The organism is Bradyrhizobium sp. AC87j1, from assembly GCF_002936975.1.
GTDB lineage: Bacteria > Pseudomonadota > Alphaproteobacteria > Rhizobiales > Xanthobacteraceae > Bradyrhizobium > Bradyrhizobium shewense.
This window is the reverse complement of record NZ_PTFE01000102.1, coordinates 1-25,731: the sequence shown is the minus strand read 5'-3', so window position 1 is coordinate 25,731 and position 25,731 is coordinate 1. Positions and strand designations below refer to the sequence as shown.

The 25,731-nt window shown below is 64.7% G+C and carries 21 protein-coding genes; 5 read left to right on the top strand and 16 right to left on the bottom strand.

Features of this window, described 5'->3' with window-relative positions:
• Positions 1–183: 183 nt before the first annotated feature.
• The 13 genes from CV770_RS33970 to CV770_RS33910 form a co-directional block, all read right to left on the bottom strand.
• A complete protein-coding gene (locus tag CV770_RS33970) occupies positions 184–714 on the bottom strand; it encodes a hypothetical protein (RefSeq protein ID WP_091964932.1) in 531 nt (176 codons plus the stop codon).
• Between the two features lie 34 nt (positions 715–748).
• Positions 749–2,146, bottom strand: coding sequence for a dihydrolipoyl dehydrogenase (gene lpdA, locus CV770_RS33965; protein ID WP_104465456.1), 1,398 nt, complete (start codon positions 2,144–2,146; stop codon positions 749–751).
• Between the two features lie 16 nt (positions 2,147–2,162).
• A complete protein-coding gene (locus CV770_RS33960) occupies positions 2,163–2,552 on the bottom strand; it encodes a hypothetical protein (RefSeq protein WP_104465455.1) in 390 nt (129 codons plus the stop codon).
• Positions 2,553–3,314, bottom strand: coding sequence for an SDR family oxidoreductase (locus CV770_RS33955; protein WP_104465454.1), 762 nt, complete (start codon positions 3,312–3,314; stop codon positions 2,553–2,555). It abuts the gene before it with no gap.
• 52 nt (positions 3,315–3,366) lie between these two features.
• Positions 3,367–4,599, bottom strand: a complete 1,233-nt coding sequence (gene odhB / locus CV770_RS33950) for a 2-oxoglutarate dehydrogenase complex dihydrolipoyllysine-residue succinyltransferase (protein WP_104465453.1) — start codon at positions 4,597–4,599, stop codon at positions 3,367–3,369.
• A gap of 151 nt (positions 4,600–4,750) precedes the next feature.
• Positions 4,751–7,720: a 2-oxoglutarate dehydrogenase E1 component gene (locus CV770_RS33945; RefSeq protein WP_104465452.1), complete on the bottom strand. Its 2,970-nt coding sequence runs from the start codon at positions 7,718–7,720 to the stop codon at positions 4,751–4,753.
• 137 nt (positions 7,721–7,857) lie between these two features.
• Positions 7,858–8,742: a succinate--CoA ligase subunit alpha gene (gene sucD, locus CV770_RS33940; protein WP_104465451.1), complete on the bottom strand. Its 885-nt coding sequence runs from the start codon at positions 8,740–8,742 to the stop codon at positions 7,858–7,860.
• A 36-nt stretch (positions 8,743–8,778) separates the two neighbouring features.
• Complete coding sequence (locus tag CV770_RS33935; RefSeq protein ID WP_104465450.1) at positions 8,779–9,258, bottom strand: DUF1579 domain-containing protein; 480 nt, start codon at positions 9,256–9,258, stop codon at positions 8,779–8,781.
• A 4-nt stretch (positions 9,259–9,262) separates the two neighbouring features.
• A complete protein-coding gene (sucC, locus tag CV770_RS33930) occupies positions 9,263–10,459 on the bottom strand; it encodes an ADP-forming succinate--CoA ligase subunit beta (protein WP_104465449.1) in 1,197 nt (398 codons plus the stop codon).
• A gap of 206 nt (positions 10,460–10,665) precedes the next feature.
• Positions 10,666–11,634 carry a malate dehydrogenase gene (gene mdh, locus CV770_RS33925; RefSeq protein ID WP_008145224.1) on the bottom strand — a complete coding sequence of 323 codons (969 nt, stop codon included), beginning with the start codon at positions 11,632–11,634 and terminating at the stop codon, positions 10,666–10,668.
• Positions 11,635–11,883: 249 nt separating this feature from the next.
• Positions 11,884–13,068 carry a cell division protein ZapE gene (gene zapE, locus CV770_RS33920; RefSeq protein ID WP_104465448.1) on the bottom strand — a complete coding sequence of 395 codons (1,185 nt, stop codon included), beginning with the start codon at positions 13,066–13,068 and terminating at the stop codon, positions 11,884–11,886.
• Positions 13,069–13,278: 210 nt separating this feature from the next.
• Positions 13,279–13,815 carry an RNA 2',3'-cyclic phosphodiesterase gene (gene thpR, locus CV770_RS33915; RefSeq protein WP_091965126.1) on the bottom strand — a complete coding sequence of 179 codons (537 nt, stop codon included), beginning with the start codon at positions 13,813–13,815 and terminating at the stop codon, positions 13,279–13,281.
• Between the two features lie 174 nt (positions 13,816–13,989).
• The gene (locus tag CV770_RS33910; protein ID WP_201760164.1) at positions 13,990–14,634 is read right to left on the bottom strand and encodes an arylesterase; all 645 of its coding nucleotides are present in this window, start codon (positions 14,632–14,634) and stop codon (positions 13,990–13,992) included.
• A 55-nt stretch (positions 14,635–14,689) separates the two neighbouring features.
• On the opposite strand from CV770_RS33910, the gene CV770_RS33905 reads away from it, so the two are divergent.
• From CV770_RS33905 to CV770_RS33890, 4 genes are all read left to right on the top strand, one after another.
• Entirely contained in the window at positions 14,690–15,409 is a 720-nt protein-coding gene (locus CV770_RS33905; protein WP_104465446.1) for an ABC transporter ATP-binding protein, read from the top strand.
• A complete protein-coding gene (locus CV770_RS33900; RefSeq protein ID WP_104465445.1) occupies positions 15,406–17,976 on the top strand; it encodes an ABC transporter permease in 2,571 nt (856 codons plus the stop codon). The genes CV770_RS33905 and CV770_RS33900 overlap by 4 nt, the downstream gene beginning before the upstream one ends.
• Positions 17,977–18,257: 281 nt before the next feature.
• The gene (locus CV770_RS33895; protein ID WP_028139228.1) at positions 18,258–19,049 is read left to right on the top strand and encodes a Bax inhibitor-1/YccA family protein; all 792 of its coding nucleotides are present in this window, start codon (positions 18,258–18,260) and stop codon (positions 19,047–19,049) included.
• Positions 19,050–19,339: 290 nt separating this feature from the next.
• Positions 19,340–19,870: a GNAT family N-acetyltransferase gene (locus CV770_RS33890; protein WP_104465444.1), complete on the top strand. Its 531-nt coding sequence runs from the start codon at positions 19,340–19,342 to the stop codon at positions 19,868–19,870.
• 111 nt (positions 19,871–19,981) lie between these two features.
• Here the strand turns inward: CV770_RS33890 and CV770_RS33885 are convergent, their stop codons facing one another.
• From CV770_RS33885 to acnA, 3 genes are all read right to left on the bottom strand, one after another.
• A complete protein-coding gene (locus CV770_RS33885) occupies positions 19,982–20,350 on the bottom strand; it encodes a DUF2794 domain-containing protein (protein ID WP_091964958.1) in 369 nt (122 codons plus the stop codon).
• 597 nt (positions 20,351–20,947) lie between these two features.
• On the bottom strand, positions 20,948–21,724 hold the full coding sequence (locus CV770_RS33880) for a DUF1223 domain-containing protein (RefSeq protein WP_091964960.1): 777 nt from the start codon (positions 21,722–21,724) through the stop codon (positions 20,948–20,950).
• 235 nt (positions 21,725–21,959) lie between these two features.
• The gene (gene acnA / locus CV770_RS33875; protein ID WP_104465443.1) at positions 21,960–24,680 is read right to left on the bottom strand and encodes an aconitate hydratase AcnA; all 2,721 of its coding nucleotides are present in this window, start codon (positions 24,678–24,680) and stop codon (positions 21,960–21,962) included.
• Positions 24,681–24,919: 239 nt separating this feature from the next.
• Here acnA and ccmA point away from each other — a divergent pair, with 239 nt between their 5' ends.
• Complete coding sequence (gene ccmA / locus CV770_RS33870) at positions 24,920–25,522, top strand: heme ABC exporter ATP-binding protein CcmA (protein ID WP_104465442.1); 603 nt, start codon at positions 24,920–24,922, stop codon at positions 25,520–25,522.
• Positions 25,523–25,731 lie beyond the last annotated feature (209 nt).

Below are 25,731 nucleotides of genomic sequence, written 5' to 3'. Positions count from 1 at the left end.
GGCGCTGATCCATTGCTGACATCTCACTCCACGGCATGGACGGCCTCCCGAATCGGACCAATCCAGCCAATGTTGATGTGTCAGCTATGTCTCCGAACACCCGTCAGTGATCTGTCCGGGCTAAACATCGAGCCGGGCGATGACACCGAATATTTGGCGATGACAGTGTGTAGCAGCGGGCAGCTACCGCGCCTGGTGCACGCTCTTCCTGAAACGCTGGATCAGACGCAGCGTGCGTGACGACCAGCCTTCGCCGTTGCCGGCGATCAGCTCGCGGATACGGCGCTTGATCGGGTCGACCAGCTCGGCGGCCTTGGCGCGGACCTTCATCACCAGATCGTAGATCCGCTCGAACCAGTGCATCTCCAAGAGCTTGTCGCGCGTCACGTCGAACACGAAGGCGGTGACGCCGACGCCGAGCAGCTTCGCGAAAACGATCGTGAAGACCGCGCTGGTCCAATACTCATGCGTGAGCAGCCACAGGCCGACCAGCTTGAGCGGAAACAGCGGGATCACTGGCACCGCGAACACGATCAGCGTCATGGCCGGCGACAGCGCATCGACGCGCTCCGTCAGCCATTGCTTGAAACGTGCGAGCGGGACGGCTGCGACAACCCGCGCAACGATCGGCTCGAGATGGTCCCACAGCCAGGCTTCGATCAGGAAAACGATCGCGAGCAGGACCCAGACCGGTTGAAGAAGGCGGCGCAGCATGTGTTTCCCGCCCGATTAGGCGCTGGGCGCTTGGCTACATATGGATGGCCCGCTTGCCGACTGCAAGCGCGGCTTCCTTGATGGCCTCCGAGCGGGTCGGATGCGCGTGGCAGGTGCGCGCGAGATCTTCCGCACTGCCGCCAAACTCCATGAGAACGCACGCTTCATGGATCATTTCGCCGGCTTCGCGGCCGATAATGTGCACGCCGAGCACGCGATCGGTCTTCGCATCTGCGAGAATCTTCACAAAGCCGTCAGTGGTCTGGTTGACCTTGGAACGGCCGTTGGCGGTAAAGGGAAACTTCCCGACCGTATAAGCCACGCCCGCCTGCTTCAGCTCCTCCTCGGTCTTGCCGACGCAGGACACTTCCGGCGTGGTATACACGACGCCTGGGATCACATCGTAATTCACGTGCCCGGCCTGGCCGGCGATGATCTCGGCCACCGCCACGCCTTCGTCCTCGGCCTTGTGCGCAAGCATGGGCCCAGCGACGACGTCGCCGATGGCATAGACGCCCTTCAGGCTGGTGGCGAAATGCGGATCGATCTGCACGCGGCCGCGATTGTCCAGCGCGACGCCGGCTTCCTTCAGGCCAAGCGCGTCGGTGTAGGGGACGCGGCCGATGGAGACCAGAACGACGTCGGCTTCGAGCGTCTCGGCGGCGCCGCCGGCGGCGGGCTCGATGGTCGCCTTCAGCGTCTTGCCTGAGCTGTCGACGGCGGTGACCTTGGCGCCAAGCTTGAACGCAAAGCCCTGCTTTTCCAGGATGCGCTGGAATTGCTTGGCGATCTCGCCGTCCATGCCGGGCAGGATGCGATCCAGGAATTCGACGACGACGACCTCGGCACCGAGACGATGCCAGACAGAGCCGAGCTCGAGGCCGATCACGCCGGCGCCGACGATCAAGAGCTTGCCGGGCACCTTGTCGAGCGACAGCGCGCCGGTCGAGGACACGATGCGCTTCTCGTCGATCTCGATGCCCTTGAGGCGCGCGATGTCCGAACCGGTCGCGATCACGATGTTCTTCGTTTCGATCGTCTGCGACTTGCCGTCGGCGGAGACCGCGACCTTGCCGGTCCCCAAGATCTTGCCGGTGCCCTTGAGCACGTCGATCTTGTTCTTCTTCATCAGGAACTCGACACCCTTGACGTTGCCGTCGATGCCCTGCTGCTTGAAGTTCATCATCGCGGGAAGATCGAGCTTCGGCGAGGAGACCGACACGCCCATCTTGGCGAAGGAGTGCCCGGCTTCCTCGAACATCTCGGACGCGTGCAGCAGCGCCTTCGACGGCATGCAGCCGACATTGAGGCAGGTGCCGCCGAGGGTTGCGTTCTTTTCGACCACGGCGACTTTCATGCCGAGCTGGGCTGCGCGCACCGCGCAGACATAACCGCCCGGTCCGGTGCCGATCACAACGAGGTCATAGGTCATGGAATCTCCGTCACGTCTATTCATCGGGGTTGAGCCATCGCGATCGATCGTCGACAGGCCGAGGCATCCGTCCCTCGAGCAACTGCCGAAGATAGCGCGGCGACACTGCGCCGGTCGCTTCGATCAGCCAGTACAGATAGTCGCGTGGACCGCCGTTCAGGTAGGGCGGCGATGACATCGGCTTGAACAGCGTCGGCAATTTTTCGGTCACCGACAGATTGTTGAGTATCGAGCCGAGTTCTTGAACCACATGCCACGCCAAGGGATCATCGATGTCGATGGTGAGATTGATGCACCAGCCTTCATTCGGAAAGAGATGGTGCGCATCCACCGTGGTGCCCGGAATCCGCGCGAGAAATCCTTTCAGATCTTCGAACATATCTTCGCGGAATTCGTTCGCAGGCATTCAACGCCCACCCGAGACATCGAGGATGGCGCTGGTGACATAGGAAGCCTCGTCCGACAGCAACCAGACGATGGCATTGGCGATTTCATCTGATGTGCCGACGCGCTTCATCGGCACCAGATGGGCCAGACGATGGGCGCGGTCGGGCTCGCCGCCGGCGGCGTGAATTTCGGTGTCGATCAGGCCGGGACGGATCGCGGCGACGCGGATGCCTTCGGCTGCGACTTCATGGCCGAGACCGATGGTGAAGGAATCCACCGCGCCCTTGGACGCGGCATAATCGACATAGGTGTTGGGCGAGCCGAGCTTGGCGGCGACCGACGACAGATTGACGATGACGCCGCCCTTGCCGCCGTGCTTGGTCGACATCCGCTTTACCGCTTCGCGCGCGCAGAGGATGGAGCCGGTGACGTTGACGGCCATCACGCGCTGGATGCGCTCGGCCGACATCTCGTCGACCCGCACGCCGCTCTGGCCGACGATGCCGCCATTGTTGACGAGCGCCCCTAACGTCCCGAATTTGTCGGCTTCCTTGAACAGCTCGAGGATGTCGCTTTCCTCGGCGACATCGCATTTCACCGCGATCGCCTTGCCATTGCTGGCCTCGATCAGCGCGACCACCTCGTCGGCGGCCTTCTTGTTGCTGGCATAGCCGACCACGACGCGGAAGCCGCGCGCGGCCGCCGCAATCGCGGTCGCCCGCCCGATGCCGCGGCTGCCGCCGGTGATGACAACGACTTTATCGGTCACGCGCGCCTCCATGGTTCGACACGCGCCGTCGCGAATGGCGACGGCGCTCGCAGAGCTTCAGGGATCAGAGATCCAGCACCAGGCGCGCCGGATCTTCCAGGCTCTCCTTGACGCGGACCAGGAAGGTGACGGCTTCCTTGCCGTCGATGACGCGGTGATCATAGGACAGTGCCAGATACATCATCGGGCGGACCTCGATCTTGCCGCCGACGACCATCGGCCGCTCCTGGATCTTGTGCATGCCGAGGATGCCGGACTGCGGCGCGTTCAGGATCGGGGTCGACATCAGCGAACCGTAGATGCCGCCATTGGTGATGGTGAAGGTGCCGCCCTGCATCTCGTCGATCTTGAGCTGGCCGTCACGGGCGCGGCGACCGAAATCGGCGATGCCCTTCTCGATGTCGGCGATCGACCTGTGGTCGCAGTCGCGCACCACGGGCACGACGAGGCCCTTGTCGGTGCCGACGGCGACGCCGATGTGGTAGTAGTTCTTGTAGATCAAATCGGTGCCGTCGATCTCGGCGTTGACGGCCGGGATGTCCTTCAGCGCCTGCACCACGGCCTTGGTGAAGAAGCCCATGAAGCCGAGCTTGGAGCCGTGCTTCTTCTCGAACGCATCCTTGTAGTGGGCGCGCAGCGCCATCACGTTGGTCATGTCGACCTCGTTGAAGGTCGTCAGCATGGCCGCGGTGTTCTGGACGTCCTTGAGGCGGCGCGCGATGGTCTGGCGCAGGCGGGTCATCTTGACCCGCTCTTCGCGCGCGGCGTCATCGGCCGGCGACGGCGCGCGCACCTGCACGGCGGCGGCGGGCTGGTTGACCGGGGTCGGCGCGGAGGCCGCACGCTCGATCGCGGCGAGCATGTCGCCCTTGGTGACGCGGCCGTCCTTGCCGGAGCCCGGAACGGTCGAGGCATCGACGCCGGTCTCAGCCGAGAGCTTGCGCACGGACGGCGCGAGCGGTGCGTCGGCCGGCGGCGCCTTCGCGGCCGGAGCCGGCGCGGACGCAGCAGCGGCAGCGGCGGGCTTGGCGGGCGCGGCGGCGGGCTTGGCAGCGCCTGCGGCGCCTTCGGTGATCTGTCCCAGCAGCGCGCCGACCGCGACGGTCGCGCCATCGGCGGCGATGATCTCGCTCAGCGTGCCGGCGGAGGGCGCCGGGACCTCGATGGTGACCTTGTCGGTCTCGAGCTCCACCAAGGGCTCGTCGACGGCGACGGGGTCGCCGGCCTTCTTGAACCAGCGTCCGATGGTGGCCTCGGTGACGGATTCGCCGAGCGTCGGCACACGAATTTCAGTCATGGTCTTTTCCTTAAGGGATCGCCGGTGCGGTCATGAATTCCGGATGTCACGGCCAGCGAAAAGCAAGCCATCCAGCGAGCCGGGACGTTCGCAGTCGCGACCTACTGGATGCCCCGCTCTTCCGAGCGGGGCATGACGCAGTTAAAAAAGTTCAGCTCAGTGCTTCGTCCAGGAACGCCTTCAGCTGCGCCTGATGCTTGGACATCAGACCAGTGGCGGTCGCAGCGGAAGCGGCGCGGCCGACATAACGCGGACGCCGGCTCGCGCCGTTCACCTGGTTCAGCACCCATTCCAGATAGGGCTCGATGAAGTGCCAGGCACCCATGTTGCGGGGCTCTTCCTGGCACCACACCATCTCGGCCTTCTTGAAGCGCGACAGCTCGGCCACCAGCGCCTTCAGCGGCACCGGATAGAGCTGCTCGACGCGCATCAGATAGATGTCGTCGATGCCGCGCTTCTCGCGCTCCTCGTAGAGGTCGTAATAGACCTTGCCGGAGCACAGCACGATGCGGCGGACCTTCTCGTCCGGAACGAGCTTGATCGCCTCGTTCGGCAGCATCTGGGCGTCATCATAGAGGATGCGGTGGAAGGACGTGTCCTTCGCCAGCTCCTCGATGCGCGACACCGCCCGCTTGTGACGCAGCAGCGACTTGGGCGTCATTACGATCAGCGGCTTGCGGATCTCGCGATGAAGCTGCCGACGCAGCACGTGGAAGTAGTTCGCCGGCGTGGTCGGGTAGACCACCTGCATGTTGTCTTCGGCACACATCTGCAGGTAACGCTCGAGGCGCGCCGAGGAGTGCTCCGGTCCCTGGCCCTCATAGCCGTGCGGCAGGAGGCAGACGAGGCCGGACATGCGCAGCCATTTGCGCTCGCCCGAGGAGATGAACTGGTCGAACACGACCTGCGCGCCGTTGGCGAAGTCGCCGAACTGGGCTTCCCAGAGAGTCAGCGTGTTCGGCTCGGCGAGCGAGTAGCCGTATTCGAAGCCGAGCACGGCTTCTTCCGACAGCAGCGAGTTGATGACCTCGTAATGGCCCTGCTCGTTGCCGAGATGGTTGAACGGCGTGTAGCGGCTCTCGTCCTCCTGGTCGATCAGGACCGAGTGGCGCTGCGAGAAGGTGCCGCGCTCCGAATCCTGTCCGGACAGGCGGACGTGGTGGTTTTCCTGGAGCAGCGTGCAGAACGCCAGCGCCTCGCCGGTCGCCCAGTCGATGCCCGCGTTGCCGTCGATCGCCTTGGCGCGGTTGTCGAGGAAGCGCTGGATGGTGCGGTGAACGCGGAAACCATCCGGCACCTTGGTGATCTTGCGGCCGATGTCCTTGAGAACAGGAAGATCAACGCCGGTGACGCCGCGCCGCGCATCCTCTTCCTGATCGGCGATCTTGAAGCCGGACCACTTGCCGTCAAGCCAGTCGGCCTTGTTCGGCTTGTAGGAGGTGCCGGCTTCGAACTCGGCGTCGAGCCGCGCGCGCCAGTCGGCCTTCAGCTTGTCGACTTCACCCTCGGTGACCACGCCTTCGGCAATCAGACGCCTGGAGTAGAGGGTGAGGGTCGAGGCATGGGCCGCGATCCGCTTGTACATCACCGGCTGAGTGAATGCCGGCTCGTCACCCTCATTGTGGCCGTAGCGGCGATAGCACCACATGTCGATGACGACGGGCTTGTGGAATTTCTGCCGGAATTCGATCGCGACCTTGGCCGCGAACACCACGGCTTCCGGATCGTCGCCGTTCACATGGAAGATCGGCGCGTCGATCATCTTCGCCACGTCGGACGGATAGGGCGAGGAGCGCGAGTAGCGCGGATAGGTGGTGAAGCCGATCTGGTTGTTGACGATGAAGTGCACGGAGCCGCCGGTGCGGTAGCCCTTCAGGTCGGACAGGCCGAAGCATTCAGCGACCACGCCCTGGCCGGCGAACGCCGCGTCGCCGTGCATCAGGAGCGGCAGCACCGAGATACGCATGTCGGGCGGATCGCCATGCTGGTCCTGCTTGGCGCGGACCTTGCCGAGCACCACGGGATCGACGATCTCGAGATGCGAGGGGTTGGCGGTCAGCGACAGATGGATGCGGTTGCCGTCGAACTCGCGGTCCGAGGACGCGCCGAGGTGATATTTGACGTCGCCCGAGCCTTCGACCGCGTCGGGGTTGGCGGAGCCGCCCTTGAATTCGTGGAACAGGGCGCGGTGCGCCTTGCCCATCACCTGCGTCAGCACGTTGAGGCGGCCGCGATGCGGCATGCCCAGCACGATCTCCTTCACGCCGAGATTGCCGCCGCGCTTGATGATCTGCTCGAGCGCCGGGATCAGCGATTCGGCGCCGTCGAGACCGAAGCGCTTGGTGCCGGTGAACTTGGTGTCGCAGAATTTCTCGAAGCCCTCGGCCTCGACCAGCTTCATCAGGATGGCGCGGCGACCTTCGCGGGTAAACGAGATCTCCTTGTCCGGACCCTCGATGCGCTCCTGGATCCAGGCCTTCTGCGCGGCGTTGCTGATGTGCATGAACTCGACGCCGAGCGTCTGGCAGTAGGTGCGCTCGCAGATCGCGGTAATCTCGCGCAGCGTGCCGTATTCGAGGCCGAGCACGTGATCGAGGAAAATCTTGCGGTCGAAATCGGCTTCGCTGAAGCCGTAGGTACGCGGATCGAGCTCTTCACGGTTGCGCTGGGCTTCGATGCCGAGCGGATCGAGCTTGGCATGGAAGTGACCGCGCATGCGGTAGGAGCGGATCAGCATCAGGGCGCGGACGGAGTCGCGCGTCGCCTGGAGCACGTCGGCGGAGGAGAGACCGGCGCCCTTGTCACCCCCCTTGGCCTGCGCTTTGGCCGCGATCTTGGCACCGACCGCCTTCTCGACCTCGGCCCAGTTGCCGTCGAGGGCGGAGGTCAGGTCGTCCTGTGGGGTCAGCGGCCAGTTGGTGCGCTCCCAGGACGGACCCTCGGCGTTCTTGCTGATGTCACCGGGGTGGTCGTTGAGGCTCTTGAAGAACTCCTGCCATTCGGCGTCGACCGAGGACGGGTCCTTCTCGTAGCGGGCGTAGATTTCGTCGATGTAGGTGGCGTTGGTGCCCTGCAAAAAGGATGACAGGGCAAAGGCTGCGTTCGCGTCCTGGCGAGACATACTGGAGTTCCTGGCGATTTCGGTTCGCGCATAACAAACGGCGCTGGCACCGAGCTCCCCGGCAGAGGCTCGGCGCGACAGGCACCCTTTACCCTATTTGCTGCGAAACTTCGCCCGGAAAAGTACGAAGAAGTGAATTAGCCTTTCAACTTTTCGGCAAGCGTATGGCCGAGGCGGGCGGGCGATGGGGACACTGTAATCCCTGCGGATTTCATCGCCTCGGTCTTGGAACCGGCGTCGCCCTTGCCGCCCGAGATGATCGCGCCGGCATGGCCCATGCGGCGGCCGGGAGGGGCGGTGACTCCGGCGATGAAGCCGACCATCGGCTTCTTGCGGCCGCGCTTGGCTTCGTCCTTGAGGAACTGGGCAGCGTCCTCCTCGGCGGAACCGCCGATCTCGCCGATCATGATGATCGACTCGGTCTTGGGGTCGGCCAGGAGCATTTCGAGGACGTCGATGAACTCGGTTCCCTTGACCGGGTCGCCGCCGATGCCGACCGCGGTGGTCTGGCCGAGGCCCTCCTGGGAGGTCTGGAACACGGCTTCATAGGTCAGCGTGCCCGAGCGGGAGACGATGCCGACCGAGCCGGTCTTGAAGATGTTGGCGGGCATGATGCCGATCTTGCACTCGCCGGCGGTCATGACGCCCGGGCAGTTCGGCCCGATCAGGCGCGACTTGGAAGCCGCGAGCGAGCGCTTCACGCGCACCATGTCGATGACGGGAATGCCCTCGGTGATGCAGACGATCAGCGGGACCTCGGCGTCGATGGCTTCGCAGATCGCGTCCGCCGCGCCCGGCGGCGGCACGTAGATCACCGATGCATCGGCGCCGGTCTTCTCACGCGCATCGCGCACGGTGTCGAACACCGGCAGGCCCAGATGCGTCGCGCCGCCTTTGCCCGGCGAGGTGCCGCCGACCATCTTGGTGCCATAGGCAATCGCGGCTTCCGAATGGAAGGTGCCGTTCTTGCCGGTGAAGCCCTGGCAGATGACCTTGGTGTTCTTGTCGATCAGGATGGACATGAGGTCTGCTTTCGCGAAACTAACAGAGTGAGAGGATCAGTGGATGCGGCGGTAGACGCCGGTGAGCACGTCGGCCCAGCCTTCCGCGTCCGGCGAGAACTGGATCTTCAACGAGTAGGAATTGTCGTCGATGATTTCGTAGACGTGGCGCGCATTGCCGCGGAGCGAGCCGCGCACCAGCGTCAGGGTCTTGCCGACCCACCCGCCGGAGGCGGGCGAAGGCGGCGTGTAGCCGAGCGAGTCGTACCAGAACAATTTGTAGGTCCGGTCGTCGCGGTCGAAGGTGAAGATGCCGTGGGTGGCGAAGATCTGCTTGCCGTCGCGCATCTGCACCGCGTCCTGGATCAGATAAAATCCATTCAGGTCCATGCGCGCGACGACGTGCGAAGTTGCCGGCCCGCCCGCCGTCCAGCGCGACGGGAAGACCACCTCTTCGCCATCCCATTCGCCGGCGAACGCGGCAAGACGCGCGTGCTCGGGAAGTGGAGATGATGCGGCGAGATGGTCCTGGGCCATGGCCTTAGCCTCCCTTGACGGCCTTCACGATCTTCTGCGCGGCGTCGTCGAGATTGTCGGCCGGCACCACGTTCAGGCCGGATTCGCGGATGATCTTCTTGCCGAGCTCGACATTGGTGCCCTCGAGGCGGACCACCAGCGGCACGCTGAGGCCGACCTCGCGCACGGCGGCGGTGACGCCCTCGGCGATCACGTCGCACTTCATGATGCCGCCGAAGATGTTGACCAGGATGCCCTTCACGTTGGGATCGGCGGTGATGATCTTGAAGGCGGCCGCGACCTTCTCCTTGCTGGCGCTGCCGCCGACATCGAGGAAGTTGGCCGGCGCCATGCCGTAGAGCTTGATGATGTCCATCGTCGCCATGGCAAGTCCGGCGCCGTTGACCATGCAGCCGATGTTGCCGTCGAGCGTGACGTAGTTGAGGTCGTACTTGGACGCCTCGATTTCCTTGGCGTCTTCCTCGGTCTCGTCGCGCAGCGCGAGCACTTCGGGGTGACGGAACAGCGCGTTGTCGTCGAACGACACCTTGGCGTCGAGGACGCGGAGCTGGCCCTGCTTGGTCACGACCAGCGGGTTGATCTCCAGCATGGCCATATCCTTGCCGACGAAGGCCGCGTAGAGCTGTGCGGTGAGCTTCTCGGCCTGCTTGGCAAGATCGCCGGAGAGCTTCAGCGCATTCGCAACCGTGCGGCCGTGATGGCCCATGATGCCGGTGGCGGGATCGACCGAGAAGGTCACGATCTTCTCAGGATTGTTGTGCGCGACGTCCTCGATGTTGACGCCACCCTCGGTCGAGACGACGAACGAGACGCGCGAGGTTTCGCGGTCGACCAGGAGCGAGAGATAGAATTCCTTGTCGATGTCGGAGCCGTCCTCGATGTAGAGGCGGTTGACCTGCTTGCCGGCGGGGCCGGTCTGGATCGTCACGAGGGTCGCGCCTAGCATCTGCTTGGCGAACTCGGAGACCTCGGCGGCCGACTTGGCGATGCGGACGCCGCCCTTGTCGCCGGCGGAAGCTTCCTTGAACTTGCCCTTGCCGCGGCCGCCGGCATGGATCTGGCTCTTCACCACATAGACCGGACCCGGCAGCGCCTTGGCGGCGGCTTCCGCATCCGAGGGCTTCAGGACGGGCACGCCCTTGGAGATCGCTACGCCAAACTCGCTGAGCAGCGCTTTGGCCTGATATTCATGGATATTCATATGGTCGCTCCCTGAACCCGCGGGCGGTGACCTCTAGGGCCCACCTCAGTCTTGTGGCTGGCATACCATATACCACAGGAACTGCAACCCGGATTCTTTGACTTCGAGATCTCTGGACTGCTGAAACCGGACCCGTCCCGACAACCGGCCCCCGGAAGTGAAACCGCCGAAGACCGGTTTCGGTCTTCGGCGGGAATTGCTGGCGCTTAGCGGCCGAGAAGATCGGGGGCGATCTTCTTGCAGGCGTCGACCAGGCCCTGCACCGCGCCGACCGACTTGTCGAAGGCCTCGCGGTCCTTGCCGGCGAGCTCGATCTCGACGACGCGCTCGACGCCCTTGGAGCCGATCACGACGGGCACGCCGACATACATGTCCTTCACGCCGTATTCGCCGTTGAGGTACGCGGCCGAGGGCAGCACGCGCTTCTTGTCACGCAGATAGCTCTCGGCCATCGCGATCGCCGAGGCGGCCGGCGCGTAGAAGGCCGAGCCGGTCTTGAGCAGGTTGACGATCTCGGCGCCGCCGTTGCGGGTACGATCGACGATCTCGTCGAGGCGCGCCTGCGAGGTCCAGCCCATCTTGACGAGGTCGGGCAGCGGAATGCCGGCGACAGTGGAGTACTTCACCAGCGGCACCATGGTGTCGCCATGGCCGCCGAGCACGAAGGCGGTGACGTCCTCGACCGAGACGTTGAACTCGTCGGCCAGGAAGTAGCGGAAGCGGGCCGAATCCAGCACGCCGGCCATGCCGACGACCTTCTTGTGCGGCAGGCCCGAAGCCTTCTGCAGCGCCCAGACCATCGCGTCGAGCGGGTTGGTGATGCAGATGACGAAGGCGTCGGGGGCGTACTTCTTGATGCCGGCGCCGACCTGCTCCATGACCTTGAGGTTGATGGAGAGAAGATCGTCGCGGCTCATGCCGGGCTTGCGCGGCACGCCGGCGGTGACGATGCAGACCTTGGCGTTGTCGAGCGCCTCGTAGGAGTTCGCGCCGGTGTAGTGGGCATCAAAACCGTCGACCGGCGAGGACTGCGCGATGTCGAGCGCCTTGCCCTGCGGCACGCCTTCGGCGATGTCGAACATCACCACGTCGCCCAGCTCTTTCAGGCCGATGAGATGAGCCAGCGTTCCGCCGATCTGACCGGAGCCAATCAAAGCAATCTTGTCGCGCGCCATGTGAGCCTGTCCTTTAGACACGTAAGGTGGGGAAAACTGAGAGGGTGGTTATCCCTTTCGCCTCCCCCGTTCAAGTCGCCGGATGCCCAATTGTCGGGCTTGGCGCGATTCCAGCCCGCAGACCTTAAGCCGTCATTCCGGGGCGCCCGCGCCATCGCGCGGGCGAACCCGGAATCTCGAAATGGTAGCGCGAGATTCCGGGTTCGCGCTGGTGCGCGCCCCGGAATGACAGCGCTAGCGAAATAGGACTTAAGTCTCTACCAGCCCCTTGGTGGAGCCGCTTGCGGTGGAATCCTTGCGGCCGTGAGCCAGCGCCAGATAGGATTCCGAGCTCATCTCGATCAGGCGCGACGCCGTCCGCTTGAACTCCATGGCCTCGGTGCCCTCATGGGCCAGATAGAGCGAGATCGGGTTGGCGTCAGCCGAGGCCATCAGCTTCACGGCATTGTCATAGAGCGCGTCGATCAGCGTGATGAAGCGCTTGGCAGCGTTGCGCTGGGACTGGTCCATCACTGGAATATGGTCGACCAGGATGGTGTGGTAGTCGTGCGCCAGCCTGAGGTAGTCCGATGCCCCCAGCGGCTTCTCGCAGAGATCGGCAAACGAGAACCGCGCCACGCCATGGGCCGAGCACGGCACGTGCAGGATGCGGCCCTTGATCGAAATGTCGCGCGACTTGCATTTGGCGCTGCCCGACATCCGCGACCAGGCGCGGTCGAGCGCTGCGTCCGCATCAGCGTCCGCCGGCGTCAGCCACATCGGCACGCCCTGAAGTTTTTCCAGCCGGAAATCGGTGCGCGCATCGAGCCGTGCGACGTCCATGTGGTCGGTGATCTGCTTGATGAAGGGCAGGAACAGCGACCGGTTCAAGCCGCCCTTGTAGAGATCGTCGGGTGCGACGTTGGAGGTCGCGACCACGACGGTGCCTAGCTCGAACAATTTGGCGAACAGTCGTCCCAGGATCATCGCATCCGCGATGTCGGTGACGTGGAATTCGTCGAAGCAGAGCAGCCAGCTCTCCTCGAAGATCGCATTCGCGGCCAGCGCGATGACGTCGCCGTCGGCGATCTCGCCGCGCGCGATGCTCTGGCGATAATCGTAGATGCGCTCATGCACGTCCGCCATGAATTCGTGGAAATGCGCCCGCCGCTTGTGCTCGACCGAGGCATGCTGGAAGAACAGATCCATCAGCATGGTCTTGCCGCGGCCGACCTCGCCATGGATGTAGAGCCCGCGCGGCGCCTCATCCTTGTCGCTGCTGAACAGGCGGGCGAGCAGGCCCTGCTTGCGCTGCGGCTTATAGTCCGAGAGCCGCAGGTCGAGCGCGGCATAGGCTTCGGCGACCTCGGCCTGCGCGGCATCGGGCTCGATCGCGCCGGAGGCGATCTGGGCCTGATAGGCTTCGCTGAAGGGGGAACTGGGGGTCGAGAGCATGGCCCTTTACCGCCAGAGACCGACGGAAATTGCAAGCCGTGAATCGAGGTCAGAGGTATGCGCTTTCGTGTCCCGGACGCGCTGCAGCGCCACCAGCGCGTTCACGCGCGTCTTTGACGCGCTATGCGCTGCTGCGCAGAGCCTGGACCCACTATTTCGTTCATCGCGGAGCACTGGGCCCCGGCTCTGCGGCCGGGGCACGAGCGCGAGCTACGCACACAGCTCGTAGGCGTCCTCGACCACATACGGCCCGCCGCCAGTGGAGGCGCGCGACGAGAACAGCACAAACCGCTCCGCCATGAACGCCTTGCTCGGGAAGTAGCCACGCAGCGAGAGATAGTCGGCGACGTCGCGATCGGAGGCATCGTGCAGCCGGGCGAGCGTGACATGTGGGATGAATTTGCGGCCTTCAGGGTTGAGGCCGATCCGCTGCATCATGCGCTCGAGCTCGGCCTGCAATTCCATCAGCGGCTTGCTCGGCGCGATCGTCGCAACGACCGCTCTCGGCTTGCGACCGCCAAAACTCGTCAGTCCCTGCACCTTCACCTCGAAGGGCTTGCGGTCGACGCGAAACAGCATCGATGCGATCTCGTTGGCGGACAGGCCGTCGATATCGCCGATGAAGCGCAGGGTGACGTGATAATTTTCGGGATCGATCCAGCGGGCGCCGGGAAGGCCGCCCCGCAAATTGGAAAGCGTCTGGCTGACTTCGGCCGGGATTTCCAGACCAGTGAACAAACGCGGCATCGTTTCGCACTCCCGATGCTTGGGCATGATCCGTGGGACAGATCATATCCAAATTTTAGAGCCGGTGACGAATCACCGGTACCCTGATTCCTATCGCAGTTGTGTGACTCTGCGAAGCATCGCGCGCCTCACCCCGGTAAAACCCTGGGTATGACGGTTGGCGCTGCCCGCTTTTCAACGTCGTTGCTCAGCGATGGTGCCAAGGAATGCCTCCGCGGTGGGCATGATGTTGCCGACGATGATGTCGACGCCGGCCGCAGTCGGATGAATGCCGTCGGCCTGGTTGAGCTTGGCGTCGGCCGCAACGCCCTCGAGAAAGAACGGATAGAGCGGCACGTCGAATTTCTTCGCCAGATCCGGATAAATCGAATTGAAGCGCGCGGCATAATCGGCGCCGTAATTCGGCGGGGCCAGCATGCCGCACAGCATCACCGCGATCTTGCGCGCCTTCAGCCGCTGAACGATGTCGGTCAATGCGGCGCGCGTCAAATCGGGATCGACGCCGCGCAAGGCGTCGTTGGCGCCGAGCTCGACGATGACGCCGTCGGTTCCGTCGGGGACGGACCAGTCGAGCCGGTCGCGGCCGCCCGAGGAGGTGTCGCCGGACACGCCGGCGTTGGTCATGTCGACGGCTATACCTTTGTCCTGCAAGGATTTTTTGAGCTTGGCCGGAAACGAATCCTGGCCCGAGAGGCCAAGGCCCGCACTCAAGGAATCGCCGAGGACCACGAGCTTGATCGGCTTGGCCGCCGGCTGGGCCTGCAACGACGGCGTCGTCGCGATCGTCATCAAACCGAGCATCAACACGGCTATGTGCATGAACAATCCGTAACGCCTCTCGACCGCGCTATCGGAGTTGCCATATGACCGGACCATGGACACTCGCATCGAACCCTCGTCGCTCACCGCTGCCGCGGACACCATCGCCATCTCCAACGTCAATCTCTCATTGGGCACGGGCGCGGCACGCGTTCACATCCTCAAGGATATCAGCTTGCGGGTCGCCTCGGGCGAGACGGTCGGCCTGATCGGCCCGTCAGGCTCGGGCAAATCCACGCTGCTGATGGTGATGGCGGGGCTGGAGCGTCCTGATAGTGGAGAGGTGGTGGTATCGGGCACGCCTTTCAATGCCCTCGACGAGGACGCGCTGGCCCGCTTCCGCGGCCGCCAGGTCGGCATCGTCTTCCAGTCCTTTCATCTGATCCCGACCATGACGGCGCTGGAGAACGTCGCGGTGCCGCTGGAGCTCGCCGGCAATCCCGATGCCGCAACGCGCGCGGCGCAGGAGCTGCAATCGGTCGGGCTCGGCGACCGCCTGCATCATTATCCGGCGCAATTGTCCGGCGGCGAGCAGCAGCGCGTCGCGCTCGCCCGCGCGCTGGCGCCCGATCCCGCGATCCTGGTCGCGGACGAGCCGACCGGCAATCTGGATGAGGCCACGGGAAAGCAGATCGTCGACCTGCTGTTCAGCAAGCATGCCGAGCGCGGCATGACCCTGGTGCTGGTCACGCACGATTCCTCGCTCGCGCATCGCTGCGACCGCGTGATCCGGCTGCGCTCGGGCCGCATCGACACGCAGTCTGCGCCGGCATGAGCGCCTCGGCCGAACCGTTCGCGAAGCCAAACGGCGTCGCGCTTTCGCTGCGCTATGCGCTGCGCGAATTGCGCGGCGGCCTGCGCGGTTTCTACGTCTTCATCGCCTGCATCGCGCTCGGCGTGATGGCGATCGCCGGCGTCGGCTCGGTGTCGGCGAGCCTCTCCGACGGCTTGGCCCGCGAGGGCCGCACGCTGCTCGGCGGCGACGTCTCCTTCGTGCTGTTCCAGCGCGAAGCGAAACCTGAAGAGGTCGCCTTCCTGCGCTCACGCGGCACGGTCTCGACCGCGGCGACCTTGCGCGGCATGGCGCGCGCGGCCGACGGCCAGCTCGCACTGGTCGAGATGAAGGCGGTCGACGACACCTATCCGATGCTGGGCCAGCTGACGCTGGCGCCACAGCTGCCGATGTCCGACCTGCTCGCAGAGCGCGATGGCGCCTTCGGCGCTGCCGCCGATCCGACGCTGCTGGCGCGGCTCTCGCTCAAGACCGGCGACCGCGTCACCATTGGCGCTGCGACCTTCCAGATCCGCTCAACCGTCGAAGCCGAACCCGACAAGCTCGCCGGCGGCATCGGCTTCGGCCCGCGCTTCCTGATCAGCGAGGCCGGCCTGCGCGCCACCGGCCTGATCCAGCCCGGCAGCCTGGTGCGCTGGGTCTACCGGGTGAAGTTGCCCGATACGGCGAACAACGAGCGCGCCACCGAAGCCTTCATCGCCGACGCGCGGAGCGCCGCGCCGCAGGCCGGCTGGGAGATCCGCAGCCGCTCCAACGCCTCGCCGCAGCTCGAACGCAACATCAACCGCTTCACCCAGTTCCTGACGCTGGTGGGCCTTGCCGCGCTGCTGGTCGGCGGTGTCGGCGTCGCCAATGCCGTGAAGAGCCATATCGACCGCCGGCTCGAAGTGATCGCGGCCCTCAAGGCCGTCGGCGCCACCGGGCGCGACGTGTTCGGCATCTATCTTGCGCAGGTTCTCCTGCTCGCTGGCATCGGCTCGATCATCGGCCTTGCGCTCGGCGCCGCGATGCCGTTCGCGATCGTCGGCCTGTTCGGCAAGCTGCTGCCGCTGCCGGTGGTGCCGGCCGTGCATGCCGACGAGCTGGCGCTGTCCTTTCTCTATGGCCTTCTCACTGCGCTCGCCTTCGGCCTGTGGCCGCTCGGGCGGGTCCACGACGTGCCGGTGGCCGCGCTGTTCCGCGACACCATCAGCTCGGAATGGCATCGGCCACGCGCGAGCTATCTCGTGTTCATGGGCGTCGTGATCGCGCTGCTGATCGCGGTCGTGATCGGATTGTCGTTCGACAAGCGCATCGCGGCGGTGTTCGTGGCCTCCTCGGTCGTCGTGTTCGCCCTGCTACGCGGCATCGCCGCCCTGCTGATGGCCATCGCGCGGCGGCTGCCGCGGACGCGGCTGCCGATGCTGCGGCTGGCGATCGCCAACATCCACCGGCCGGGCGCGCTGACGCCCTCGGTGGTGCTGTCGCTGGGGCTCGGCCTCGCCGTGCTCGTCACCATCACCCAGATCGACGGCAATCTGCGCCGGCAGTTCCTCGCAGCACTGCCGGACCGCGCGCCGTCCTTCTTCTTCATCGACATCCCGAGCACGCAGGCCGAGCAGTTCGACGGCTATCTGCGCCGGATCGCGCCGGGCGCGACGGTCGAGGACGTACCGATGCTGCGCGGCCGCATCGTCGCCGCGCGCGGCGTGCGCGCCGAGGAGCTCAAGCCGACCACCGACTCCGAATGGGTGCTGCAGAGCGACCGCGGCCTGACCTATACCGGCGAGCTGCCGAAAGGCTCCAAGGTGGTCGAGGGCGAATGGTGGAGCGCCGATTATTCCGGCCCGCCGCTGGTCTCGATGGAGAAGAAGATCGCCGACGGGCTCGGCCTCAAGCTCGGCGACGAGGTCGTGGTCAATGTGCTCGGCCGCGACATCCCGGCTAGAATCGGCAATCTGCGCACCATCGACTGGCAGGGGATGGGCATCAACTTCGTTCTGGTGTTCTCTCCGAACGCCTTCAAGGGCGCCCCTCACACCCACATCGCGACGCTGACGGAAACCGGCGGAACTGCGGCAGGCGACGGCGAGATCATCAAGCAGGTCGCCGACGCCTATCCGATGGTGACGAGCGTGCGCGTGCGCGAGGTGATGGAGACGGTCGGCTCTGTCGTGACCAATCTGGCGCTGGCGATCCGCGGTGCCAGCGCCGTGACCCTGATCTCGGCGATCCTGGTGCTCGGCGGCGCGCTCGCCGCCGGCCATCGCCACCGGGTCTACGATGCGGTGATCCTGAAGACGCTGGGCGCGACGCGGCTGCGGCTGCTCGGCGCCTATGCGCTCGAATACCTCCTGATCGGGCTCGCGACCGCGGTGTTCGGCGTGATCTCCGGCAGCATCGCGGCCTGGATGATCGTGACGCGGCTGATGACGCTGAGCTTCGTCTGGCAGGCCGGCAGCGCGGCCGGCGTGGTCGCGGCCGCGCTCGTCGTCACCGTCGGGCTCGGGCTCGCGGGCACGCTGCTGGCGTTGAACAAAAAGCCCGCCACGGTGTTGCGGAATTTGTGACAAAATGTAGCGGAGGGCCGCACGAGAGCGAAATCGCACGATTTCTGCGATTAACCACGACTGCTCGTCAGGTTCGCGTCAGGATTGCCGCCAAGGGCGACATTCAGCCGCGCGTGGAAGGTTGCAGCGAATGTGTTAGTTTCCCACATATCGAATGGGTTCGGAGCCCCGATTGTTAGCCAAAATTTAGTCGGTTGGCGTCGGTATCCGAGATAGAGTTTGACGAACCGGCGGCATGGCGACCCTCGTGCCGGACCGGACCAACCAACGGGAATTCGACCATGTCGGACCTAGACCGTAACTACGCTTCTCCTTTCGGCAGGGCCGCCGGGCGTGTTGACGCCGCGACGGTCGATGCCGGCCTGCGCGCCTATATGCTGCGCATCTACAACTACATGAGCATCGGCCTTGCCATCACCGGCCTTGCCGCGCTCGGTGTTTACATGGCTGCCGTGACTGATGTCCCGACCGCGGACGCCGTCCGCGTCGGCAAGCTGTTCCTGACGCCGTTCGGCTACGCGATGTTCGTCAGCCCGCTGAAATGGCTGTTCATGCTCGCGCCGCTCGCCATGGTGTTCGTGATCTCGGCGGGCATCAACCGTCTGGCTCCCTCGACCGCCCAGATCCTGTTCTGGGTGTTCGCGGCGCTGATGGGTATCTCGCTGTCGTCGATCTTCCTGGTGTTCACGCACACCTCGATCGTGCGGGTGTTCTTCATCACCGCGGCCACCTTCGGTGCGCTGAGCCTCTACGGCTACACCACCAAGCGTGACCTGACCGGCATGGGCTCGTTCCTGTTCATGGGCCTGATCGGCATCATCATCGCGAGCCTGGTGAATCTGTTCCTGGCGAGCTCGATGCTGCAGTTCATCGTGTCGGTGGTCGGCGTGCTGGTGTTCGCGGGCCTCACCGCCTGGGATACCCAGCGGCTGAAGAACGACTACATCTACGGCTATGCCTCGGCCGGCGGTGACATCGCAGAGCGTGCGGCCATCACCGGCGCCCTGTCGCTGTATCTGAACTTCATCAACCTGTTCACGCTGCTGCTGCAGCTCCTCGGCCAGCGCGACTAAGCGATAGGCCAGGACGAACGGACACGAACCCCGGCCGAAAGGCCGGGGTTTTTGCTTGGGCGCGGGGTGGCGCCCGTAGCCCGGATGGAGCGTAGCGCAATCCGGGACAGTCCTTATCCGGGCTACAAGGCCACGAGTGCCGCCTCTCCCCCCGTCATTGCGGGCGCAGCGAAGCAATCCAGAGTCCCTCCGCGGATGCATTTCTGGATTGCTTCGCTGCGCCCGCAATGACGGGTGTGGCAACACCGTTGCCCCTTTCAGCGGAAGCGGGAAGGCTCTAATCTTCCGCCATGTCCGCACCTGAAATCAGGCCTGCAACCGAGGCCGACCTTCCCGCCATCACCGCCATCTACCAGCAGGCCGTCCGCGAGGGCACCGCGACGTTCGAGCTGGAACCGCCTGACCTCGTGGAGATGACGCGCCGTTATCGCGCGCTGGTCGACGGCGGCTATCCCTATTTCGTCGCCATCCTCGACGGCCGCGTCGCCGGCTATGCCTATGCCGGCGCCTACCGCCCGCGCCCGGCCTACCGCTTCACGGTCGAGAACTCGATCTATCTCGATCCCTCCTTCCACCGCCGCGGTGTCGGCTCAAAGCTGCTGGAGCGGCTGGTCGCTGAATGCGAGGCGCGCGGCTTCCGCCAGATGATCGCGGTGATCGGCGATTCCGCCAATGCCGGCTCGATCGGCGTGCACACCAAGGGCGGCTTCAAGATGATCGGCACGCATCCCAATGTCGGGCTGAAATTCGGCCGCTGGCTTGATACGGTGATGATGCAGCGCGACCTCGGCGAGGGCGCGAAGACGGTGCCGGGGAAGTAGGGCTCGTAGGGTGGGCAAAGCGATAGCGTGCCCACCATATCCCGGCGATTGAGAAACGATGTGGGCACGGCGCTTTGCGCCTTTGCCCACCCTACGGCACCGGTCGTGCGGCTACACCACCGCCAGCTTCCGATCGATCACCAGCAGCACGCGCTCCAGCTCGTGGCCGCGGCGCAGGATCAGGCCCGTCGCCGAGATCACGCTGTACATGCCCTGCTTGCGCGCGAGCCGCGGATCCTTCTCGATGCGATAGATCGGTACTTCCGAGGCACGGCGATAGACCGAGAACACGGCGCGATCCCTCAGGAAGTCGATGGCATAGTCGCGCCATTCGCCGTCGGCGACCATGCGGCCGTAGAGATTGAGAATACGGTGCAGCTCTAGCCGGTTGAACGTCACCCGGCTCAGTTGCGTCGTCGCCGCGGCGGGGCGCGCCGCCGCGCGCTGCTCGCTCGGATCGGCATCCTCCGACAGACTCATGGAGCGCTTCCTCATCGCACGGCATGACCCGAATCCGCGAAGACCGTCCCCGGAACCTGGATCATGACAGCTGCATGATTGCGCCAACCGGCCACCGCCGCAAGGGGCTCCTGATTCAACCGGTCGAATCGGTTACGATTCGGGGCACACGCTATGGTGGAACTCCCTCGCGGCAAACCGTCACGGGATCGTTAGCAGGAATCATACTCTCGCCGCTTTTCCGCCTAGCGACTGCCGCCCTGCATTGCGAAAAGACTCACGTGCGTTGACCCGGTCCTTTCGGTTCCGGATTCCTCAGCCCCCAGCCCCCCGGGGTCGAACAGGATCGGGTCTGTACGCGCAACAAGGAGGGCCAACGCAAGTTGGTCCTTTTTTGTTTGTGTCGGGATGTTTCTGCTTCGGCGAAATTCTTCTCTCATCAGCGCCAACAGTCTCTCCCCTCATCCTGAAGGAGCCGCGCGTCCTTCGCGCGGCGTCTCGAAGGATCGAGGCCGAGCTGCGTGAGCGGGGCGATGCGAAGCATCGTCCGGTAGACGCGCGCAAGGGCGCGCTCCTCACCATGAGCGTGGCAGTGAGTACGACGCGAGAGAATTGAAATCAGTGCAGCGACGTGTAGGCCGCGCCCAGCATCGAGCCGGGCTTGTCGCGGCTGCCGTCCTGGACATAGACCACCGCGCCGTCGACGCCGTCGCGCGTGAGGTTCTCGATCGGCACCGTCCAGCTTTCCGAACGCCCGGTCCAGTCGCCGACCTTGAGCAGGCTGCGCACCACGTTGTGATAGGTGACCTGTTGTCCGCGATTCTCGCCGCGGGTGATTGCGATCGGGACCGACTTGGCGATCGAACAGATCCAGACCTCGCCATGCGAGACGGCCGGCTCGTTGCTCGCCGCCACCGACACGTTGATCTGCTTGCCCGCGAGCGACATCGTCACCGGCACGCTCATCACGCCGGTGCCCTTGTCGGTCTTGCCGATCGCGCTCTCGATGCCGGCACGATCGCTGCCGATGACATGGGTGGAGCCGTTGACCACAACCTGCGGCGTGTAGACTTCGCGGTCGCCGCGCATGCGCGAATAAGCACGCTGCCGTGCAGAGAAGCGCGAATCCGCCAGCGTATCCTTCCAGCCAAGATAGTCCCAATAATCGATCGGCATGCTCAGCGCGATGATCGACGGGTCTTTGGAGAGATCGCCGATGATCTGGTCGGCGGGCGGGCAGGAGGAGCAGCCCTGCGAGGTAAACAATTCGACAACGGCGCGGGGATCAGCCTCGGCAGGACGGATGACGGCGACGATCGCACAGATGCCGAGAGCTCCCGACCAGAGGGCACCGGACCAACGTGAAACCAGATGAGAAGCCGTCATTGTTGTCATGTCGAACGCCGCACACCATTGCTCGTGGAAAGGGAAATCTTATCGCCGGATGGTCACCGTAGTTTTACGGGGCGCGACACACCCGACCGCCCAGGCCAACCATCCGAAAGGAGGTTTTCCGCCGGGCGGGCCCATCTGGAGCATGCCGCAAACGCACGAAGGCGGCCTTGTGATAGGCCGCCTTCGTTTAACCTTCTACTCACGTCGCGGTGAGCCACCGTTCACAAATTCGCGCTTAGGCCGCGAGCTTGCGCAGCACGTAGTGCAGGATACCGCCGTTCCGGTAGTAGTCGAGCTCGTCCAGCGTATCGATGCGGCAGAGCAGCGAAACGCGCTGCAACGAACCGTCGCCCGAGACGATCTCCGCGGTCAGCTTCTGGCGCGGCTTGAGCTCGCCGACGAGGCCACGCAGCGTGACCTTCTCGTCGCCCTTGAGGCCGAGCGACGACCAGGAGGTGCCCTCCTCGAAGGTCAGCGGCAGCACGCCCATGCCGACCAGGTTGGAGCGATGGATGCGCTCGAAGCTCTGGCAGATCACGGCGCGCACGCCGAGCAGGCGGGTGCCCTTGGCGGCCCAGTCGCGCGAGGAGCCGTTGCCGTATTCGGCACCGGCGAACACCACCAGCGGCACCTGCTCCTGCTGATACTTCATCGCGGCGTCGTAGATCGACATCTGCTCGCCGTCGGGCCAGTGTTTTGTCAAACCGCCCTCAGGGATATTTCCATCCGCGCCCTTGAGCATAAAGTTCTTGATGCGGATGTTGGCGAAGGTGCCGCGCATCATCACTTCATGGTTGCCGCGACGCGTGCCGTATTGGTTGAAGTCGGCGGGACGCACCTGGTGCTCGCTGAGGTACTTGCCGGCGGGCGAGGTGAGCTTGATCGAACCGGCCGGCGAGATGTGGTCGGTGGTGATCTTGTCGCCGAACATGGCGAGGATGCGAGCCTCGACGATGTCGGTGACCGGCTCCGGCTCCTTCTTCATGCCGTCGAAATAAGGCGGGTTCTGCACATAGGTCGACGACATGTTCCAGCGATAGGTCTCGCTCTCGACCGTCTTGATCTTGCGCCAGTTGGTGTCGCCCTTGAACACGTCGGCATACTTCTTCTTGAAGATCGACGCGGTCACGAACTTCTTCATGAAGGCGTTGATCTCCTTGGTCGTCGGCCAGATGTCCTTGAGGTACACCGGCTTGCCGTCCTTGCCCTCGCCGAGCGGCTCCACCGCGAGGTTCTTGGTGACGCTGCCCGCGAGCGCGTGGGCGACGACCAGCGGCGGCGAGGCCAGGTAGTTCGCCTGCACGTCCGGCGAGACGCGGCCTTCGAAGTTGCGGTTACCTGAGAGCACGGCGGCGGCGACGATGCCGTTGTCGTTGATCGACTTCGAGATCTCCTCGGGCAGCGGACCGGAATTGCCGATGCAGGTGGTGCAGCCGAAGCCGACCAGGTTGAAGCCGACCTTGTCGAGATCCTTCTGCAGACCGGAATCGGCGAGATAGCCGGCGACGACCTGGCTGCCCGGGGCGAGCGAGGTCTTCACCCACGGTTTGGCCTTGAGGCCCTTCGCAGCGGCGTTGCGCGCCAGGAGGCCGGCGCCGATCAACACGCTCGGGTTCGAGGTGTTGGTGCAGGAGGTGATGGCGGCGATCACGACGTCGCCGTGGCCGATCTCGAAGTCCTTGCCTTCGACGGCGAAGCGCTTGCTGGGCTCCTCGGCCTTCTTGTACTCGGTGCCGAGCGCAAGCGAGAAGCCTTCGGCGACCGACGGCAGCGCGATGCGACCTTCGGGACGCTTCGGACCGGCCATCGACGGCACGACGTCGGCGAGATCGAGCGTCAGCGTTTCCGTGAACACCGGATCGGCCGACTTGGCGGTGCGGAACAGCCCTTGCGCCTTGGCATAGGCCTGCACCAGCGCGACGCGCGGCGCCGCGCGGCCGGAGGTCTTGAGATAGTCGATCGCGGCGGCGTCAACCGGGAAGAAGCCGCAGGTCGCGCCGTATTCGGGCGCCATGTTGGCGATGGTCGCCTTGTCGGCAACCGAGAGATTGTCGAGGCCCGGGCCGAAGAACTCGACGAACTTGCCGACGACGCCGAGCTTGCGCAGCATCTGCGTCACGGTGAGCACGAGGTCGGTCGCCGTGACGCCTTCCTTCATCGCGCCCTTCAGCTTGAAGCCGACGACGTTGGGCAGCAGCATCGACAGCGGCTGGCCGAGCATGCAGGCTTCCGCCTCGATGCCGCCGACGCCCCAGCCGAGCACGGCGAGACCGTTGACCATGGTGGTGTGGGAGTCGGTACCGACCAGCGAATCGGGATAGGCGACCTCGAAGGTGCCGGTCTTCTTGCCGACCGTCATCTTCTCCTTCTTGGTCCAGACCGTCTGGGAGAGATATTCGAGATTGACCTGGTGGCAGATGCCGGTGCCGGGCGGCACGACGGAGAAGTTCGAGAACGCCTTCTGGCCCCATTTCAGGAACTCGTAGCGCTCCTGGTTCTGCTTGTACTCTTCGGTGACGTTCTTGCCGAAGGCCTTGTTGTCGCCGAAGAAGTTCACGATCACGGAATGGTCGATGACGAGATCGACCGGCACCAGCGGATTGATCTTCTCGGCATCACCGCCGAGCTTCTGCATCGCGTTGCGCATCGCGGCGAGGTCGACCACCGCGGGCACGCCGGTGAAGTCCTGCATCAGCACGCGCGCCGGGCGGAAGGCGATCTCATGCTCCAGCGACTTCTTGCGCAGCCATTTCGAGACCGCGACGATGTCCTCTTTCTTGACCGAGCGGCCGTCCTCGTTGCGCAGGAGGTTCTCGAGCAGGACCTTCATCGAATAGGGAAGTTTCGAAATTCCCTTCAGACCATTCTTCTCGGCCGTGGGCAGGCTGTAATAGACATAGGTCTTGGCGCCGACCTTGAGGGTCTTTTTGCATTTGAAGCTGTCGAGCGAGGTCATGTAGGAATCCCAATTGTTAGTTATACCCGGCAGGGTATTTTAACACCGTTAGCGTATCAGGCTGGGCCGCTTGCAGGGGCAGGTTGAGTTGCTGCATCAAGTAGTTCCGGGCTTATAGAAGCTTTCTAACCGCGCCGCCACAGCCACAATCGTACCGCAGCATTCGCGAGCCAAAAATTCCCATGCGCTACCCCAAGTTTTCCTGAGGCCCGGCTTTGAGCGGGGTGGCACGAAGCAAGATGCAGCTGTCCGGACGCGGGATCGTTTGCGTGCGCGGCGGCCGCGAGGTGTTTGCCGGGCTCGATTTCGAGGCCGTCGCCGGCGAAGCGGTGGCGGTCGTCGGCCGCAACGGGTCGGGCAAGACCTCGCTGCTGCGGCTGATCGCGGGCCTGCTCGTTCCGGCAGGCGGCACGATCGCGCTGGAGGGCGGCGATGCCGAGCTGACGCTGCCCGAGCAGTGCCACTATCTCGGCCATCGCGATGCCCTGAAGCCGGCGCTCAGCGTGGCGGAAAACCTGACTTTCTGGGCCGATTTCCTTGGAGGGGAGCGTTTTGACTTCGCCGAGAGCCTCGCCACGGTGGGGCTCGAGCATGCCATCCACCTCCCCGCCGGCTTCCTGTCGGCCGGCCAGCGCCGCCGGCTATCGCTGGCGCGCCTTTTGACCGTGCGCCGCCCGGTCTGGCTGCTCGATGAGCCGACCAATGCGCTGGACGTGACGGGACAGGACATGTTCGGCGGCCTGATGCGCGAGCACCTGTCGCGCGGCGGCCTGATCGTCGCGGCGACCCATGCGCCGCTGGGGATCGATTCGCGGGAGCTGCGGATCGGGGGTGTGGCGTGAGGCGACACGACCCTCAGCTTTCCGAGCGGCGGGGCCCCGCTCTCTCCGTTCCCTTCCCCCTTGTGGGGTCTGAGGCGAGCGAAGCTCGCTCTCGAGGTCAGGGAGGGGGGTGCCACACGGCGCGGCCTCTCGGTTCTAGCGTTGGGAAAGCTGGCGCTCTGTTGCCGTCGGCTCGCCCCCGGCAAGCATCTCTCCCGGGGCTACCCCTC

Coding starts and splice junctions, on each gene's coding strand:
- CV770_RS33970 (WP_091964932.1), bottom strand. CDS start 714: ATGCTGCGCCGCCTTCTTCAACCGGTCTGGGTCCTGCTCGCGATCGTT.
- lpdA (WP_104465456.1), bottom strand. CDS start 2,146: ATGACCTATGACCTCGTTGTGATCGGCACCGGACCGGGCGGTTATGTC.
- CV770_RS33960 (WP_104465455.1), bottom strand. CDS start 2,552: ATGCCTGCGAACGAATTCCGCGAAGATATGTTCGAAGATCTGAAAGGA.
- CV770_RS33955 (WP_104465454.1), bottom strand. CDS start 3,314: ATGGAGGCGCGCGTGACCGATAAAGTCGTTGTCATCACCGGCGGCAGC.
- odhB (WP_104465453.1), bottom strand. CDS start 4,599: ATGACTGAAATTCGTGTGCCGACGCTCGGCGAATCCGTCACCGAGGCC.
- CV770_RS33945 (WP_104465452.1), bottom strand. CDS start 7,720: ATGTCTCGCCAGGACGCGAACGCAGCCTTTGCCCTGTCATCCTTTTTG.
- sucD (WP_104465451.1), bottom strand. CDS start 8,742: ATGTCCATCCTGATCGACAAGAACACCAAGGTCATCTGCCAGGGCTTC.
- CV770_RS33935 (WP_104465450.1), bottom strand. CDS start 9,258: ATGGCCCAGGACCATCTCGCCGCATCATCTCCACTTCCCGAGCACGCG.
- sucC (WP_104465449.1), bottom strand. CDS start 10,459: ATGAATATCCATGAATATCAGGCCAAAGCGCTGCTCAGCGAGTTTGGC.
- mdh (WP_008145224.1), bottom strand. CDS start 11,634: ATGGCGCGCGACAAGATTGCTTTGATTGGCTCCGGTCAGATCGGCGGA.
- zapE (WP_104465448.1), bottom strand. CDS start 13,068: ATGCTCTCGACCCCCAGTTCCCCCTTCAGCGAAGCCTATCAGGCCCAG.
- thpR (WP_091965126.1), bottom strand. CDS start 13,815: ATGCCGCGTTTGTTCACTGGTCTGGAAATCCCGGCCGAAGTCAGCCAG.
- CV770_RS33910 (WP_201760164.1), bottom strand. CDS start 14,634: ATGCACATAGCCGTGTTGATGCTCGGTTTGATGACGATCGCGACGACG.
- CV770_RS33905 (WP_104465446.1), top strand. CDS start 14,690: ATGGACACTCGCATCGAACCCTCGTCGCTCACCGCTGCCGCGGACACC.
- CV770_RS33900 (WP_104465445.1), top strand. CDS start 15,406: ATGAGCGCCTCGGCCGAACCGTTCGCGAAGCCAAACGGCGTCGCGCTT.
- CV770_RS33895 (WP_028139228.1), top strand. CDS start 18,258: ATGTCGGACCTAGACCGTAACTACGCTTCTCCTTTCGGCAGGGCCGCC.
- CV770_RS33890 (WP_104465444.1), top strand. CDS start 19,340: ATGTCCGCACCTGAAATCAGGCCTGCAACCGAGGCCGACCTTCCCGCC.
- CV770_RS33885 (WP_091964958.1), bottom strand. CDS start 20,350: ATGAGTCTGTCGGAGGATGCCGATCCGAGCGAGCAGCGCGCGGCGGCG.
- CV770_RS33880 (WP_091964960.1), bottom strand. CDS start 21,724: ATGACAACAATGACGGCTTCTCATCTGGTTTCACGTTGGTCCGGTGCC.
- acnA (WP_104465443.1), bottom strand. CDS start 24,680: ATGACCTCGCTCGACAGCTTCAAATGCAAAAAGACCCTCAAGGTCGGC.
- ccmA (WP_104465442.1), top strand. CDS start 24,920: ATGCAGCTGTCCGGACGCGGGATCGTTTGCGTGCGCGGCGGCCGCGAG.